The organism is Bacillus cereus group sp. MYBK222-1 (assembly GCF_051916425.1).
Taxonomy (GTDB): domain Bacteria; phylum Bacillota; class Bacilli; order Bacillales; family Bacillaceae_G; genus Bacillus_A; species Bacillus_A paranthracis.
This window is the reverse complement of record NZ_JBQAGP010000002.1, coordinates 306,840-322,775: the sequence shown is the minus strand read 5'-3', so window position 1 is coordinate 322,775 and position 15,936 is coordinate 306,840. Positions and strand designations below refer to the sequence as shown.

Sequence of the window (15,936 nt, the reverse complement as noted above, 5' to 3'; positions counted from 1 at the left end):
GGAGACGTATGAAAAAAATAGTCTTTACAGGTGGCGGTTCGGCAGGGCATGTAACACCTAATTTAGCCATCATTCCACATTTACAAGAACAAAATTGGGATATTTCTTATATTGGTTCTCATCAAGGAATTGAGAAAACGATTATAGAAAAGGAAGGCATTCCGTACTATAGTATTGCGAGCGGAAAGCTACGCCGTTATTTTGATTTAAAAAATATAAAAGATCCTTTTCTTGTGATGAAGGGTGTTATGGAAGCGTATGTAAGGATTCGAAAACTAAAACCAGATGTAATTTTTTCAAAAGGTGGTTTCGTATCTGTACCAGTCGTAATTGGAGGATGGTTAAACAGGGTACCAGTTTTATTACATGAATCTGATATGACGCCAGGACTAGCAAACAAAATTGCGCTCCGTTTCGCTTCAAAAATATTTGTTACATTTGAAGAAGCTGCGAAACATTTACCGAAAGAAAAAGTAATTTATACAGGATCTCCTGTACGTGAAGAAGTACTAAAGGGAAATCGTGAAAAAGGTTTAGCATTTTTAGGTTTTTCACGTAAAAAGCCAGTTATTACAATCATGGGAGGAAGTTTGGGCGCAAAAAAAATTAATGAAACGGTTCGAGAAGCGTTACCAGAACTTCTGAAAAAATATCAAATTGTTCACCTTTGCGGAAAAGGTAATTTTGATGATAGTTTACAAAATAAAGAAGGATATAAACAATTTGAGTATGTACACGGAGAACTGCCAGATATATTAGCCATAACAGATTTTGTTATTTCACGTGCGGGCTCTAATGCCATTTTTGAGTTTTTAACATTGCAAAAGCCGATGGTTTTAATTCCACTATCGAAATTTGCAAGTCGTGGAGATCAAATACTAAATGCAGAGTCTTTTGAGAGACAAGGATATGCTTCCGTATTGTATGAAGAAGATGTGACTGTGAAATCTCTTATAAGGCATGTCGAAGAATTAAATCAAAATAATGAAGTGTATAGAACAGCTCTAAAAAAATATAATGGAAAAGAAGCAATTCAAACAATCATTCAACATATTTCAGAGGCATGATGAAACAATCATGCCTCTTTTAGTAGGATGAAAGATTCCAAGAAACGGTGTTTTTATGTTACAATAGCAAATGAATTAGTAGGGAAATTCCAATTAATGAAGCGTGAAAATACGAATGGATTAGGAGTGACTGTGTTGGAGCTAAGTCTCTATGAAAATACTGCACTTATTATATGCTTTGTGTTGTACGTTGGTAGTGTTATTGTTTATATTTCAAGGAAGTTTTCGCAAGAAAGAGAGCTTGAAAAATCAGAAATAACAGCAGAACTAGAAATGTTAGCTGATGAAAGTTATAAAAAACAAAAAATAAAAGAAGACCATGAGGCATCCCATCATTTAAACGCAAATAAGTTTTAAAGATGGGGATTTTTTTTGAAGGAGATGCAGCAGAATTTGCATCTTATGTTATGAATCATGTGAAATAATAGTAACTATCTAAAAGGTTATAAAAGTGATCTTTTGGGTACAGTGATGATAAGAAACATATATAAAGGAGTACATAATATGAAATTAGAAAATGGATGGGAAACGAGCTTTTTAGAAGTCGTACAAAATAGCGAATTTAAGAAAGAGGCACTTCTTAGCCAATTACTTTTTGCAGATAGTGAAGAAGTTGAGGAGCTTGTAGATGATTATGGTTATGAAGAAATCATTGACCGCGAACATGATGATGAATTAGCTGATATTTTAGGAGAAGAACTTTTTAGTGAGATGGAACGACACGTATTCTTATCTTCACAGTCAGAAGAAAAACTTATTTCATTCGTAAATGGATTAGGTTTTCATGTGTTAGATTGGATCGTTCTTCTTGAAACAGAATTTGGCATCGATAGTGCACACTTTACGTCGGATGCTGTGAAAATGTTAGAAAAGCGTTTCAGACAATTTCCATACATAGAAGATAAAACAATTTTTGACATGACATTTGGAGAAGCAATGGATGTATTAGAGTCTATTACAGGATTACAACTGAAAGAAAAGATGAATGTATAATGTAAAAAAAGAACGTGAGACTATCACGTTCTTTTTTTACATTATAATAATTTTATCATCTAGTTTCGTTTGTCCGCTAAGAAGTGCGTTTAAATATTCCACTTTTCTTATACAGGCTTGTATATGTCTTTCAACCTCTTGTAACTCTGCTTGGTGATGCGTTTCAATAGGATGAATTTGTACGTTGAATTTTTCAAATTGACTACTATATGTTATTTCTGCATAGCCGCTCATAATATCTGTTTCGTTATGAAATAAAAATTGCTTCGTTTTGTCACAGAATGATACATTCTGAAAGCCATATACTTTTAATGCTTCAATTACTTTTTTTATCATTTTTGTATTCATTTTTTTTAACCCTCTTTACGAAGTTCTACTTATACATTATAACATAAAAAATTACATAGAAAGCGCTTCCAAGTGTATTTTATTATAAACTTTACGTTTCAATCACAAAAATGAAACAAAGAAAAAATAATTGTAAAGAAGGAAGGACTCTTTTATTGTTTCGTCATATATATAGAGAAATAGTGCAATGAAAGGAAATTTTCCGAGGTGGAGATCGTATTTCCAATTTGAGCGCAGTAAAAGAGGTGAAGATCTTGAACTTTGATATTGTAGGACAAAAAGCATATATAAAAGATGGACCGCATCGGAACCGAATTGGAATTGTAAAGAAAAACGAGACAAAATTAGAATCGCAGTTTGCTATTGTAATTGGAGAACAAATCATTGAGGTAGAGCTAAAGGATATCGTGTTAGTTGGAGTAGACGTAGGACAATTTCATAAATGGTGCGAACAAAATGGTTATTTGTGAAAAGGACGGGCTGTGAGATAATGAAGTATATGTGAGGAAAGAGAATATGTTATTGTATTCTCTTTTTCTATGTGTAAGGAGACGGAGATGAAGTATACAGAACGAGATTTTACATTGGAGTTAAAAGAGAACATTCAATGCATGGAGAAGGAAATAGAGAGAATAGCATTTAAACTTTTTAAAGATTATTCACATTTGTACATAGAAAAAAACATGGAATTATTTATAGAACTCATCAGAGATAAAGAAAATCCTTTTGAAACAGGATATTCTTCATCAATTTCGATAGCTGTATTAGATGAAGAAGGAAAGATGGTTGAATTTTATACAGTTCCTATCTGGGAATGTTGTAGTTATTTTTTAGGAGTACCGCTTCCAATAAGGTTTTGGGGAAGTAAGTTAAGTGGTGAACTTGTTGATGAATCTTATTGTGAGATAGAGGAGGAGTTAAAGGAGCGGTTGGAAGAATTTTTACAGTTTGCGGGTGAGGAATAATAGTTAATCTGTAGTTTATAATTAATAGTTATTAAAAAAATGAAAAACGGTGTAATTTCTTTATATCTGTACATAGTGTTTGAAACAATATGTTATGCCTTATGTATAAAAGATAAAGAGGAAGATGAAAAGAACTAAAAAAGGACGCTAACCGTTTTGTTAGCGTCCTTTTCATTATGAAGCAATTTCACCAGTTTTTGTATCATCTTGATTGTACGTATCTTGATCTAATTCACCAAGCCATTTACTAGAAATAAGACCTGCTGTCATAGAACCACTTACGTTAAGAGCTGTACGCCCCATATCGATTAATGGTTCAACTGAGATAACAAGAGCGACAATACCGATTGGTAAGTTCATTGTAGATAGTACGATTAACGCTGCGAATGTTGCACCGCCACCAACGCCGGCAACACCGAATGAGCTAATCGCAACGACAGCGATTAAAGTTAAAATAAATTGTGGTTGTAATGGATCAATTCCTACAGTTGGAGCGACCATCATTGCAAGCATTGCTGGATAAATACCTGCGCAACCGTTTTGTCCGATAGATACTCCAAATGAGGCTGCGAAGTTTGCAATCCCTTCAGAAATACCAAGTTTTTCTTTTTGAGCTTCAATATTTAATGGCATTGCACCAGCACTAGAGCGAGATGTGAATGCAAATGTTAATACAGGGAACACCTTTTTCAAATATTGAATTGGATTTAAACCAGATAGAGCAATTAATAATAAGTGGATAACGAACATTACGATAAGTGCCACGTAAGACGCTAACACGAAGTTACCAAGTTTTAAAATAGCATTTATGTCGCTACCAGCAACTGTTTTTGCCATAAGAGCTAATACGCCGTATGGAGTAAGACGTAAAATTAATGTTACCATACGCATTACAATTGCATATACAGCATCAAGCATTTTCTTAAATAGCTCTGCTTGTTCTGGATATTTTCGTTTTACACCTATAAAGGCGATACCGATAAATGCTGCAAATATTACAACAGAAATTGTTGAAGTTGGACGAGCACCTGTTAAATCAAGAAATGGATTTGTAGGTAACAGCTCTAATAATTTATCTGGAATTGTTGTTTTTTCAATAGAAGTAAATCTTTCTTCAACTAGCTTCAGACGAGCAGATTCTGCATCACCTTGTTGCAGACCAGTTGCAGAAACATCAAATCCTGCACTTGCAGCGATACCGACAGCTGCAGCAATTCCTGTAGTCAGAATTAAAATTCCGATAATAAGACCACTAATTTTACCAAGGTTTTTCGTTAACTGTAATTTTGTAAATGCTGAAATAATAGATACTAAAATAAGTGGCATAACGATCATTTGAAGTAACTTCACATAACCGTTACCGATTAAGCCAAACCAAGTATTTGATTCAATAATTACTTTAGAAGTTGGCTCATAAATAAATTGTAATATAAGACCGAAGATAATTCCGACTCCTAAAGCGGTAAATACACGTTTATTAAAAGATACATGCTTACGTTGCATATAATATAATACGCCAACTAAAATGAGCATGACTGCAACGTTAATTCCGACAAGCAGTGTATTCATGATGATTCCCCCTAATTCCAATCTGTTATATAGAATATAAATCAATAAAACCTATAAGTCAACTAGGGAATTCCGGAATTAAAAAAAAGATGGCAAAATGCCATCTTTTAATGTCCAGCCCCAGGGACAAGTAAAAATGTCGTGTAGTATGTAAATCCTATGAAGAAAACAGTTAAATATGCCCCGAATACGTATATATACATACGCTCTGTTAAATTTAAATAGCTTAAAAGTACGAAGAATCCTGTTTGTCCTAAAAATAGTAGTGCAGTCGAATGCATATCCCCTACGTAAAACATAACCGAGAAAATTCCAGTCCAAAAGCCGAGAACGCGAAACATGCGCTCCATGCCATCTCCCTCCTTTTCTAAAAAAAGTAAACCTCACTTCATTATAGTTTATTTTTCTTACTATTGTAAATATTCGTTCATATAAAAAGAAGCCAATTATAATTGGCTTCTTTTTATATGAGAAATCAAATTGTTAGTTTATAATTACAAGATTTACATCCATCTAGTAAACTATCATTTCGTGTTAATTCCGTGTTAGGGAATAGGATTTCAAAAATCCCTTTCATCATATCTCCGTGCATATTACAAATTTCAGTTGGGTGATGGACAGCAACTTCTTTAAATGGACAATTGTGTACATCATAGAAAATTTTTGTTCCATCTGCACTTAATTCAAATGCAGGTGATAAGCCAGCTGTTGAAAAGGCTTCCTTTGCAATTTGAACTTTTTGCTCCACTGTTAAAGCATCTTCGCTCACATTTAAGCGCTGCATATGTTGTTGCATTAATTCGGCCCCGAATTGTTTCCCTGTTTCGTAGAGCGCTTTTTCACCAGCAGCACCAAGGCTAAGTAAAGAATTAAACGCGATTCTTGCTAACAATTGATAGTCACGGAATGGGAATTGTAATTGGATAACATCTTCAGATAATACATATAATCTGCTTGGTCGTCCGCCTTTTCCAGTTTTCTTCGTTTCAGATTTCAGCATATGAACATCTTCTAATTTAGATAAATGTAAACGCGCTACGTTTGGATGAATGTCAAACTCATCAGCAATTTCTTGTACAGTTACGTAACTATGTTTTTGAGAAATATATTTATAAATGTAATAACGAGTTGGGTCAGCTAAAACACCTGTAATTTTTAAAGCTTGTTCCATGAGGATCTCCACCTTTATCACTTTATCCAAGATAATAACATTATAATACAGATAAACATGGGTATAGGTAATTTTAGACAATAATTCGGAAATTGTTCATAATTTCACAAACATATTTTTCCTTTTTTATCTAGTGAAAATGCAAAAATACCGATTTTTCAGATGGATTTCTTCATGCTATATACATAGTGGGGAGGGAAAAATGATGAATGGAATTGAAAGTTTTGCGAATACGATTTTGAAAGAGGCGTGTAGGGTACAAGCTTCGGATTTACATATTGTGCCCCGGAAGAAGGATGTAGTGATTCAACTGCGCATAGGGAAAGATTTAATGACGAAACAATACATTGAAAAGGAATTTGGAGAAAAACTTGTTTCACACTTTAAATTTTTAGCATCCATGGATATAGGGGAGAGGCGGAAGCCACAAAATGGTTCACTGTATTTACAAATGGATGGACAGGAAGTGTATTTACGTCTTTCCACGCTTCCAACTGTATATCAAGAAAGTCTCGTTATTCGTCTTCATTTACAAGCATCTATTCAGCCGTTATCTCATCTTTCGTTATTTCCAAGTACAGCGAAGAAACTACTTTCTTTTTTACATTATTCCCATGGGTTACTCGTATTTACTGGACCGACTGGATCGGGGAAGACAACAACAATGTATGCATTATTAGAGGTAATTAGAAAAAAGAAAACACGCCGCATCGTTACACTGGAAGATCCAGTTGAAAAAAGAAATGACGATGTATTACAAATTCAAATAAATGAAAAAGCAGGTATCACATATGAGGCGGGACTAAAGGCTATTTTGCGTCATGATCCAGATGTTATTTTAGTGGGTGAAATTCGTGATGAAGAAACAGCAAAAATCGCTATAAGAGCAAGTTTGACTGGCCATTTAGTAATGACGACACTGCATACGAATGATGCGAAAGGAGCAATACTTCGGTTTATGGACTTTGGCATAACAAGGCAAGAGATTGAACAATCTTTATTGGCTATAGCTGCACAGCGACTTGTTGAATTGAAGTGTCCGTTTTGTAAAAGAAAGTGCTCAACTGTATGTAAATCAATGAGGCAAGTAAGGCAAGCGAGTATTTATGAGTTGTTATATGGATATGAGTTAAAACAAGCGATTAAAGAAGCAAACGGGGAATGTGTCACGTACAAGCATGAGACATTAGAGTCTTCGTTGCGAAAAGGATACGCTTTAGGATTTTTAGAAGAGGATGTTTATGTTTAAGAAAATATGGAGTTTAAGTGATCAAGTAATATTACTGAAACGATTAGGAGAACTATTAGAAAAAGGATACTCTCTTTTGCAGGCATTAGAATTTTTACGGTTTCAATTACCTTTAGAAAAGAAAGTACAATTGCAGCGCATGATTGATGGATTAAAAAATGGAAAAAGTCTACACGATTCTTTTCATCAATTAAAGTTTCATCAGGAGATGTTAAGCTATTTATTTTATGCCGAGCAACATGGTGATATTTCTTTTGCGTTGCAACAAGGGAGTGCACTTCTTTATAAAAAGGATAAGTATAGGAAAGATATGATGAAAATAATGCAGTATCCTATGTTTTTGGCGTTCTTTTTAATAATCATGATTTTGATTTTTAACCGCATTTTATTACCACAAGTTGACATGGTATATAGTTCATTTGGTTCTACAGCACCGTTACTCACAGAACAAATATTAAGTACAATTAAGCTACTACCCTATCTTATTTTTAGCACTATTTTTATTGTTATGGTGGGTTGTAGTGTATATATATTGTACTTTCGGAAACTCCCGCATATGAAGCGAGTAAAAATTATGCTTCGTATCCCCCTCGTAAAAACATTTCTTATTTTAAAGCATTCGCATTATTTCGCTACTCAATTGAGCGGCTTATTACACGGAGGACTATCAGTACTTGAGGCTCTAACAATAATGATGGAGCAAAAGTATCAGCCGTTCTTTCAGTATGAAGCGGGCCGAGTTAAACACCAATTAATTGCGGGAGAACCGTTGCAATCTATTATTGCTAAAAGCGGATATTATGAGGAAGAACTTTCTTATATTATTACACATGGTCAAGCAAACGGTAATTTGGCGATTGAATTAGGTGATTATAGTGATCTGATTATGGAAAAGATGGAGCAAAAAATTAAACGTATGTTAGTGATTATTCAACCGATTTTATTTACGTGTATTGGAGCAATAGTTGTTCTTATGTATTTAGCGATGATTATGCCAATGTTTCAAATGATGAATTCTATATAGGAGGCATTTACATGCAGAATGAGGAAGGGTTTACCCTTTTAGAAATGTTATTAGTTATGGTCGTCATCACTGTATTATTACTATTAATTATTCCAAATGTAGTTACGCAGCGCTCATCCGTCGAAGGAAAAGGATGTAAAGCCTATGTGAAATCTATAGAAGCGCAAATACAAGTATATCAACTACAACATAATAAAATTCCCTCGCTAAAAGAGCTAATTGATGGGAAATATATTACAAAGGATGAGTGTCCGAATGGTGAAGCTATTCATATTTCCAATGATGGCACGGTAACAAGTGGGAAACTGTGAAGCAAAAAGGTTTTACACTTTTAGAAATGCTACTCGTTTTATTTGCCATTTCTGTATTAAGTGTGGTCACGTATTTTCATGTACATTCATTATACGAAAAACAAAAAATCGAACAATTTTTAAGACAGTTTTCAAATGATATTTTGTATATGCAACAATTAGCTATAAATCGTCAAAAACACTATACATTACGATGGCATAAAGATAGACATATGTATTATATAGGGGAATCGAGTACGGATCATTCTATCATTAAAAGAGAATATGATAGCGATATACAATTGGATTTGAATACTTTTCCAAATCCGATGACATATAATCCGAGTGGAAATATTAATAGAGGTGGCACGATTTTACTTTCGTATCGAAGTTATAAATATGAGATTGTATTCCAGCTTGGAAGAGGGAGATTTACGTATCGTGAAATGTCAAAAAGGGTCAGTGATGGCTGAAATGCTTGTAGCATTAAGTATAGTAATGATGATGGTATCTTTACTACTTCCGCAAACAGTATTGATTATGCAAGAACGAAAAAACATACAAATTCGTTATAAGGCATTTGTATTATTAAAAAAAGAAGCAGCTTTATATATGTATGAGAATGAGGCAAAACAACAGAAAGAAAAAGTCATAAATGGAAATGTATATTACACATATTGGGGAGGAAATGAAGTTTGTGCGATGTGGAAAGATGTGAAAGGAAAAATGATGGAACAATGCTTTTATGCGGGAGAAAAAATGAATTAGAAGTTGGATTTACATTAATTGAAATGATCGTATGTTTTTTTCTGTTATCACTTTTCTTTTTACTCTTACCACGTTTAAGCTTTATTGGAATAGAAAACAAGCAATCAAAAGGGTTAAATAATTGGGAATGGGATGTGTTTGTAGGACAAGTACAGTTAGAGTTTCGTGAAGTATCATTTGTGGAAAAAATAGTTCCTGAAAATAGAGAGAGTATGTTGCGCTTCCGTCTTCGCACTGGAGATGAAGTGACGTATGAAAAATTGAATAATCACCTTATAAGAAAAGTAAACATGCGCGGAAGAGAAGTTATATTACAAAATGTTGAAATGGTTTCGTATGAAGTAACACCTCATTTGCTCTTTATCAATGTGAAAGATAGGAGCGGGAAAAAATATGAAGGTGTAGCTATAAGGTATAGCGAAATGGGAATACATGTATGATAAAACAAGATGGATTTACGATGCCAGGAACAATCATTTTTCTTATATTATTAACTTCGTTCTTTATATACGAAACGAATATGTTGCTTATAGATAAAAAATTTTATATTGAAATAGAGCAAAAGTTTGTACTGGAGGAAATACTAAATCAATCTATTACAAATATAAAAAAAGACTTACGGCAAAAAGAAAAGGAAGATACTTTTTTCTTTTCATATGAAAAGGGCGAAGCGAGTGGAAATTACGTATTTGAAAACGACGTTATTCTCGTTTCATTGCAGTGCAAAATAAAACAGGAAGTTTTCTATAAAGTAAGCTTTCGGTATAGAAAAAAAGATGAGAAAATATTCGATTGGATAGAAGGATAGTATGTGAAATATATGGATAAAAAACCATGATTTATCATTTGAAAATAGGCTGTTTTTTAAAAGGAAATGGATAAATAAAACAATTAAAAGTTTAAATTTTCTCAAAAAAGAGAAAGGTAGAAAGAATATGATATATTCATGCTATCCAATCATTATTTTTAGGGAGAATAGGGAAATGACAAACAACAATCAAATAGGTGAAAATAAGGAACAAACTATTTTTGATCATAAAGGAAATGCAATTATGACAGAAGATAGGGAAATACAAATTATTTCAAAATTCGAAGAACCTCTTATTGTCGTGTTAGGAAATGTATTAAGTGATGAAGAGTGCGATAAATTAATTGAATTGTCTAAAAATAAATTAGCACGTTCTAAAGTTGGTTCATCACGTGATGTAAATGATATTCGAACGAGTAGTGGTGCATTTTTAGATGATAATGAACTTACTGCGAAGATTGAAAAACGAATTTCATCTATCATGAATGTTCCTGTTTCGCATGGAGAAGGATTACACATTTTAAATTATGAAGTGGATCAACAATATAAAGCACACTATGATTATTTTGCCGAACATAGTAGATCAGCTGCTAATAATCGTATTAGTACGCTTGTCATGTACTTAAATGATGTAGAAGAAGGCGGAGAAACTTTCTTTCCGAAATTAAATCTTTCTGTGCACCCTAGAAAGGGAATGGCAGTATACTTTGAGTATTTCTATCAAGATCAATCACTAAATGAGCTTACGTTACACGGAGGGGCACCTGTAACGAAAGGTGAGAAATGGATTGCAACACAGTGGGTGAGAAGAGGTACTTATAGATAAAGCGAGTATGTTACGTTTTGTTCTTCAGTGTATAAGAAGAACAAAACGTTTTTTTATTAAATAAAGTAGCATCTTTCGTTATAATAACAAGTAATACATGACGATTGAGAGGAACGAAAATGAAATCTATATACATAACCGGCTATATGGGAGCTGGGAAAACAACAATTGGAAAAGCATTAAGTAAAGAACTTCATATGGATGTTATAGATACAGATCAAAAAATTGAAGAGAAGCAAGAGAAGGAGATTCGTGATATTTTTGCCGAAGAAGGTGAAATGGCTTTTCGGGAATATGAAAGTAAGATGTTACGTTCACTACCTGTTGAAAATGTAATCATTACAACTGGCGGTGGAATCATTGAGCGAGAGGAAAACCGAAAGTGGATGAAGGAAAATGGAACTGTCGTGTATTTATATTGTGATCCACATGTAATTGCAGAAAGGCTTCGTGAAGATACGACACGTCCACTATTTCAGAAGAAAGATATAGATGCATTTGTAATGAAATTCGAATTGCGCCGAGCTTATTATGAAGAGGCCCATATTCATATCGATACGACGAATAAGTCTGTAAAGCAAATTATGGATGAATTAAAAGAAAAGATTAATGAATAAAAAAGTGGACATACTAATCAAGTAGAGGTGATGATAATATGTCTACTAATGATTATGTTCGCTTTGTGACACAGCAGTTTGTGTCGTATATGGATGCTCCAAAAGAAGATCGTAAACAAAAGAAAGAACAACGTCGTGCTGAAAAAGAGCCATTTATGAATAAGTGGTTTGGTGTTATGCCGCTAAGTGCTGCTTTGTTTTATCAAAACGTAAAAAATAAAAGAAAAAAATCAAGTTAAAGATTTCGTAATATGTGTAGCAAAATGAAAATCCCCTAGTAGCATCATACTACTAGGGGATTTTCATTTACTGCATAGACTCTTTTTCTTCTGTAACGGCATGTATTTTATTGTTCACCCAGACAAATCCAATTCCGATACAAATGGAAATGCCCCATCCAACAGCGGTCATAATTGCTCTCATTTCACCGTAGCCATCTACACCGAAAACAGAGATGAAATAAATTTTTAAGAAGCTTTTTAATATGAATTGTAGACCGAAAAAGAGCGTTAAATATTGCAATGCTGGATAGATACGACTATCACGATACAGTTCACGACTTTTATCACGGTCATGGCCTTGCAGTGCAGCAATATCTGCTGCGAAATATAACATAAGTGGTTTTTTTATAAAAATTGTGCATATAACGATAATACCGAGTACGATGTGATAATACGCATCGTTCCACAACATTCGTTCAGCTGATCCAGATAATAGATCTACCGTTGTATTAGAAATGAGTGTAATTAAAATAAAGAACCCTGTTACGTTAAACTGTTTTTCTTTTTTAAAGGTATACAGTGTATAAATAATCCCCGGAACAGAGGAAAGTAACATTGCGTAATAAGGATCGATATAAGGTTTTGCAAATTTCCAAATGAGGAATGGGATTACGAGATAAAAGACAAGATCTAATATAGCTTTTTTATTTTGATTCATATACAGCCTCCTTAAGTCATACATATATTTTATAATATAATTTCTGAAAATTGTATAAGGTTTAGTGGAAAAAGAAAAAGAAAAAGTATATGTTTAGTAGATTGAAAAAAATACCCCTAGCGTAGTAAGTTTTTTTAGTATACAATAAAGGAAACGCTTTCATTTTTAGTTTGTTCACAAAATAGACGGAAAATCACATATTTACTATCGATATGTTGCTTTATAATGAAACTAATTAAATATACATGCATACAATATTGTGAAATAAATAACATAAATAATTTATATAAATGTAAACGTTAACAAAAGAGAGAGGTGGAGGCAATGAGTAAATTTTTCTTCAATCATAATCCAGCAACAGTAGAGGATGGAAGGCTTGTTGAATATGCTGAAATTATTTATGGAGAAGGCGGCCGTTCTGTATTAGAAAATTTAATGGTGAAGGCATCTATCAGATTGCGTGATCGTTATCCGAATAAATCTGACGAGCAGATCTCGAACCTAGTAAATAAAGGCATCCATGATATGTTTCAAAAATATGTGAGTGAGTAAGAAGTAAGAGTAGCTAACGGCTGCTCTTATTTTTTTGTATAAGGATGGTGTCTCTAGCTGAAAATAAGGGTGTATTTTGAAAGATATAAAAAGGAGGGGAAATAATGAGCAATGGAATTGGTCGTTCAAAAGAAAATCTTCCAACTGATGCTAATCATGTGAGTGCAAAGGATCGTGCGCATCAAAAACGCATGGCAAAGCAAAAACAACAAGAGCGTAATGGCGATAGAGGATAACTCAAAAAAGCTCCTTCTAAAACAGAAGGGGCTTTTTAAGTTAGAAAATGATTCGCGGTAACATAAAAGAGTCCACCGTTAATAATTTGTACTGTAATGCGGGGTTCATATTGTTCTTGCAGTGCTTGTTTTTCAATTTCATAGCTTTCAGGAAGTTCATCACTTTCTTCATAAAAACGATTTAAAAGGTCCAAATCGTGATTCCAGCGCACTCTTGCTTCTTTCGCCCACGTATGGTCATCTTCTGCAATAATATTTTTTAAAGCATCCTCTATACGTTGTAAACCGCTTTGCGGTTTAATAATAGGCGAGAGCGTAAAACAAAAGTCAGGTATTTTCGGTGTAAGTTTAATTTTAGTTAATGTTTCATGAAAGTTTGCAATCATTGTGCCAGAAATAAGATGAATGCCAATGGAGTGGAGGATATCTTTTTTTCGATCACATTGATAGGAAACTTTTATATTTACACCGAGCCACGGATGGAGCGGTGTATGTGTCGCTCCGCTATGCCGTACTTCCTCATATAAGCGTATGTAAGAGCCTAATTCTTTTGTCGTTTGAAAAATTTGATGAAGACGTGGTGAACCGTAGTGAATAAGTTCACCATCGTTTTCTTCATTTTCTGGATTTGTAATAAGAGTAAGGCGCATCGGATTCGGTACGCCTCCTGTCTTCTCAAGATAGTGCCAATAAAAAGGACGGTTCATTAATAATTTATCCATCTCAATTGTTAATTGCACATCCAATAGATGAGGAGAACGTTCTAAAATTTCACAGTTATTCGCCTCAAAAAAATTGTATAAGTAATTATGAATTTCATGTTGCTGCATAGCCTTGCACCTCAGCTTCATTTCGTTTCGCAAAGTCGATAATAGATGTTAAGTTTTCCATCTTAATTCGAATTTCTCCTTCGCTTTTTGATTGCGCAAATATTTCTTGAATGTGTGCATCGATGTTTTTCATATTAATTCTCGTTAAAATTTCATCAAGTTCACCGATCACACGCTCAAATAAATTGATTTTTTCATATAACAGTTTCAAAATATGTTCTTCAACAGTGTGTTTTGTGGCTAAGTTATAAATATGAACATCATTTTTTTGACCAAGGCGGTGAATACGTCCGATTCTTTGTTCAAGACGCATTGGATTCCATGGCAAATCATAATTGATCATATGGCTACAAAACTGTAAGTTAATTCCTTCACCACCAGCTTCCGTTGCGATTAGCACTTGCGCATGATTTTGGAAAAGTTCCTTCATCCAATCTTTCTTCCCGCGTTTAAATCCACCGCGGAATGGGACGGAAGAAATACCGTGTTGTTGTAAAAACCATTGTAAGTACATTTGTGATGCTCGATATTCTGTGAAGATGACGACTTTATCATCAATTTCTTTTATAAGCTCTAGCGCTTTATTTGCTTTTGAGTTAAAAGGAATATGATTAATTTTCTCCATTAGCACATCGATATGCGGATCTTTTACGTAATGTTCATTTTCCTTCTGTCGTTTTTCTACATGTTTTTTTAATGAATAGTAAACAGCCTCACGACTACTACACGCTTCCCGTTTTAAAGTTAACGATGAGAAAGCTGATGTGAATGCATCTTGTCCTCGCCAATTTTCAATATTGTTATATAAATCTTGCTCTTCTTTATTAAACTCAACAAAAATTGTACGTACATGTCTCTTTGGCCAATCAATCCCAGTATTATGGCGCCGATTTCGGACCATCACTTTGTTAATAAGAGCTTTTAAATCTTCATCAGATTCGGCTGAACGATTTTTTGAAGCGTAATATTCTTCAAAATTGGATTGATTGCCTAAGTGTCCTGGTTTTAATAAAGAAACAAGGTTGAAAATTTCATCAATCTTATTTTGAACAGGAGTAGCGGTTAATAATAAACAAAATTTCTTTTTTAATCGCTGTGCAAATTCATAGTTTTTTGTTTTATTATTTTTAAGTTTATGTGCTTCATCGATAATAATAAGGTCATATTCTAAGTTCAAAACGATATCACGATGTGGGGAACGTTTTGCAGTATCAATTGATGATACAATCACATCGGCTTGTTCCCACGAGTAGCTTTTCTTTTGAGCTACAGCTGGAATGAAAAACTTTGTATTTAATTCGTATGCCCATTGTGATACGAGAGAGGCTGGAACGAGTATAAGTACTTTTTTCACAAGGCCGCGGACCATATATTCTTTTAAAATAAGTCCAGCTTCAATCGTTTTTCCAAGTCCTACTTCATCTGCTAGAATCGCTTTACCATTCATTTGTTCAATAACATTTTGAGCGACTTCTAATTGATGAGGCAGTGGTGTGAAATGGGATAAATGTTTCGGTGCTTGTAATCCATCAAAAGTAGGAACAAGTAATGATTTTTCTGTTTCATAAGCTAAATGATATAAATCCCAGTTTGTCCAAGGACCATCTTCATCAATTCTATTTAAAAAATTGTTTTGCCACGTTCGATCTATGGAAATATCGACATTCATTACGACTCTCCCACC

25 protein-coding genes are annotated in these 15,936 nt (G+C 33.8%); 17 read left to right on the top strand and 8 right to left on the bottom strand.

Annotation, left to right across the window (positions count from 1 at the left end):
* Positions 1-8: 8 nt before the first annotated feature.
* The 3 genes from murG to ACTFR9_RS13685 all read left to right on the top strand — a co-directional run bounded on the left by murG (position 9) and on the right by ACTFR9_RS13685 (position 2,060).
* Positions 9-1,067 carry an undecaprenyldiphospho-muramoylpentapeptide beta-N-acetylglucosaminyltransferase gene (murG, locus tag ACTFR9_RS13695; protein WP_000724752.1) on the top strand — a complete coding sequence of 353 codons (1,059 nt, stop codon included), beginning with the start codon at positions 9-11 and terminating at the stop codon, positions 1,065-1,067.
* 96 nt (positions 1,068-1,163) lie between these two features.
* Positions 1,164-1,424 carry a DUF3966 domain-containing protein gene (locus ACTFR9_RS13690; protein ID WP_000817964.1) on the top strand — a complete coding sequence of 87 codons (261 nt, stop codon included), beginning with the start codon at positions 1,164-1,166 and terminating at the stop codon, positions 1,422-1,424.
* A 147-nt stretch (positions 1,425-1,571) separates the two neighbouring features.
* The gene (locus ACTFR9_RS13685) at positions 1,572-2,060 is read left to right on the top strand and encodes a hypothetical protein (RefSeq protein WP_000764271.1); all 489 of its coding nucleotides are present in this window, start codon (positions 1,572-1,574) and stop codon (positions 2,058-2,060) included.
* 36 nt (positions 2,061-2,096) lie between these two features.
* On the opposite strand, the gene ACTFR9_RS13680 is transcribed toward ACTFR9_RS13685, so the two are convergent.
* Positions 2,097-2,408 carry a hypothetical protein gene (locus tag ACTFR9_RS13680; RefSeq protein ID WP_001093243.1) on the bottom strand — a complete coding sequence of 104 codons (312 nt, stop codon included), beginning with the start codon at positions 2,406-2,408 and terminating at the stop codon, positions 2,097-2,099.
* A 254-nt stretch (positions 2,409-2,662) separates the two neighbouring features.
* Here ACTFR9_RS13680 and ACTFR9_RS13675 point away from each other — a divergent pair, with 254 nt between their 5' ends.
* Both ACTFR9_RS13675 and ACTFR9_RS13670 read left to right on the top strand, forming a co-directional pair.
* Positions 2,663-2,878, top strand: coding sequence for a DUF3912 family protein (locus ACTFR9_RS13675; protein WP_001008331.1), 216 nt, complete (start codon positions 2,663-2,665; stop codon positions 2,876-2,878).
* A gap of 87 nt (positions 2,879-2,965) precedes the next feature.
* A complete protein-coding gene (locus ACTFR9_RS13670) occupies positions 2,966-3,373 on the top strand; it encodes a hypothetical protein (protein WP_000877912.1) in 408 nt (135 codons plus the stop codon).
* A 174-nt stretch (positions 3,374-3,547) separates the two neighbouring features.
* On the opposite strand, the gene ACTFR9_RS13665 is transcribed toward ACTFR9_RS13670, so the two are convergent.
* From ACTFR9_RS13665 to ACTFR9_RS13655, 3 genes are all read right to left on the bottom strand, one after another.
* Entirely contained in the window at positions 3,548-4,942 is a 1,395-nt protein-coding gene (locus ACTFR9_RS13665; protein WP_001094339.1) for an L-cystine transporter, read from the bottom strand.
* Positions 4,943-5,049: 107 nt separating this feature from the next.
* Entirely contained in the window at positions 5,050-5,292 is a 243-nt protein-coding gene (locus ACTFR9_RS13660; protein ID WP_000440714.1) for a DUF2626 domain-containing protein, read from the bottom strand.
* Positions 5,293-5,417: 125 nt separating this feature from the next.
* The gene (locus tag ACTFR9_RS13655; RefSeq protein WP_000434109.1) at positions 5,418-6,113 is read right to left on the bottom strand and encodes a helix-turn-helix transcriptional regulator; all 696 of its coding nucleotides are present in this window, start codon (positions 6,111-6,113) and stop codon (positions 5,418-5,420) included.
* Positions 6,114-6,318: 205 nt separating this feature from the next.
* On the opposite strand from ACTFR9_RS13655, the gene comGA reads away from it, so the two are divergent.
* The 10 genes from comGA to ACTFR9_RS13605 all read left to right on the top strand — a co-directional run bounded on the left by comGA (position 6,319) and on the right by ACTFR9_RS13605 (position 11,934).
* Positions 6,319-7,362, top strand: coding sequence for a competence protein ComGA (gene comGA / locus ACTFR9_RS13650; RefSeq protein ID WP_001013206.1), 1,044 nt, complete (start codon positions 6,319-6,321; stop codon positions 7,360-7,362).
* Entirely contained in the window at positions 7,355-8,386 is a 1,032-nt protein-coding gene (gene comGB / locus ACTFR9_RS13645; RefSeq protein ID WP_000473554.1) for a competence type IV pilus assembly protein ComGB, read from the top strand. Before comGA ends, comGB begins: the two co-directional genes overlap by 8 nt.
* Positions 8,387-8,397: 11 nt before the next feature.
* Positions 8,398-8,697, top strand: coding sequence for a competence type IV pilus major pilin ComGC (gene comGC, locus ACTFR9_RS13640; protein ID WP_001178694.1), 300 nt, complete (start codon positions 8,398-8,400; stop codon positions 8,695-8,697).
* A complete protein-coding gene (comGD, locus tag ACTFR9_RS13635) occupies positions 8,694-9,149 on the top strand; it encodes a comG operon protein ComGD (protein WP_000810398.1) in 456 nt (151 codons plus the stop codon). Before comGC ends, comGD begins: the two co-directional genes overlap by 4 nt.
* Positions 9,142-9,444: a competence type IV pilus minor pilin ComGE gene (gene comGE, locus ACTFR9_RS13630; RefSeq protein WP_000829518.1), complete on the top strand. Its 303-nt coding sequence runs from the start codon at positions 9,142-9,144 to the stop codon at positions 9,442-9,444. The genes comGD and comGE overlap by 8 nt, the downstream gene beginning before the upstream one ends.
* A complete protein-coding gene (gene comGF, locus ACTFR9_RS13625) occupies positions 9,414-9,884 on the top strand; it encodes a competence type IV pilus minor pilin ComGF (RefSeq protein WP_000923058.1) in 471 nt (156 codons plus the stop codon). Before comGE ends, comGF begins: the two co-directional genes overlap by 31 nt.
* Positions 9,881-10,252 carry a competence type IV pilus minor pilin ComGG gene (gene comGG, locus ACTFR9_RS13620; RefSeq protein ID WP_000595196.1) on the top strand — a complete coding sequence of 124 codons (372 nt, stop codon included), beginning with the start codon at positions 9,881-9,883 and terminating at the stop codon, positions 10,250-10,252. Before comGF ends, comGG begins: the two co-directional genes overlap by 4 nt.
* A gap of 175 nt (positions 10,253-10,427) precedes the next feature.
* Positions 10,428-11,078: a 2OG-Fe(II) oxygenase gene (locus ACTFR9_RS13615; RefSeq protein WP_000183848.1), complete on the top strand. Its 651-nt coding sequence runs from the start codon at positions 10,428-10,430 to the stop codon at positions 11,076-11,078.
* A 119-nt stretch (positions 11,079-11,197) separates the two neighbouring features.
* Complete coding sequence (locus tag ACTFR9_RS13610; RefSeq protein ID WP_000836627.1) at positions 11,198-11,695, top strand: shikimate kinase; 498 nt, start codon at positions 11,198-11,200, stop codon at positions 11,693-11,695.
* Positions 11,696-11,733: 38 nt separating this feature from the next.
* Entirely contained in the window at positions 11,734-11,934 is a 201-nt protein-coding gene (locus ACTFR9_RS13605; protein ID WP_000106079.1) for a YqzE family protein, read from the top strand.
* A gap of 67 nt (positions 11,935-12,001) precedes the next feature.
* Here the strand turns inward: ACTFR9_RS13605 and ACTFR9_RS13600 are convergent, their stop codons facing one another.
* Both ACTFR9_RS13600 and ACTFR9_RS13595 read right to left on the bottom strand, forming a co-directional pair.
* A complete protein-coding gene (locus ACTFR9_RS13600) occupies positions 12,002-12,634 on the bottom strand; it encodes a VC0807 family protein (RefSeq protein WP_001073109.1) in 633 nt (210 codons plus the stop codon).
* Between the two features lie 134 nt (positions 12,635-12,768).
* A complete protein-coding gene (locus ACTFR9_RS13595) occupies positions 12,769-12,885 on the bottom strand; it encodes a GTP pyrophosphokinase (protein WP_071727059.1) in 117 nt (38 codons plus the stop codon).
* A 73-nt stretch (positions 12,886-12,958) separates the two neighbouring features.
* On the opposite strand from ACTFR9_RS13595, the gene ACTFR9_RS13590 reads away from it, so the two are divergent.
* Entirely contained in the window at positions 12,959-13,186 is a 228-nt protein-coding gene (locus tag ACTFR9_RS13590) for a hypothetical protein (RefSeq protein ID WP_000032699.1), read from the top strand.
* 104 nt (positions 13,187-13,290) lie between these two features.
* Positions 13,291-13,422 (top strand): hypothetical protein, encoded by a 132-nt coding sequence (locus ACTFR9_RS13585; protein WP_000064661.1) that lies wholly within the window; start codon positions 13,291-13,293, stop codon positions 13,420-13,422.
* Positions 13,423-13,457: 35 nt separating this feature from the next.
* On the opposite strand, the gene ACTFR9_RS13580 is transcribed toward ACTFR9_RS13585, so the two are convergent.
* Together ACTFR9_RS13580 and ACTFR9_RS13575 are read right to left on the bottom strand one after the other, a co-directional pair.
* Complete coding sequence (locus ACTFR9_RS13580) at positions 13,458-14,252, bottom strand: YqhG family protein (RefSeq protein ID WP_001183969.1); 795 nt, start codon at positions 14,250-14,252, stop codon at positions 13,458-13,460.
* Positions 14,239-15,921 carry a DEAD/DEAH box helicase gene (locus ACTFR9_RS13575; RefSeq protein WP_001100026.1) on the bottom strand — a complete coding sequence of 561 codons (1,683 nt, stop codon included), beginning with the start codon at positions 15,919-15,921 and terminating at the stop codon, positions 14,239-14,241. Before ACTFR9_RS13575 ends, ACTFR9_RS13580 begins: the two co-directional genes overlap by 14 nt.
* Between the last annotated feature and the right edge of the window lie 15 nt (positions 15,922-15,936).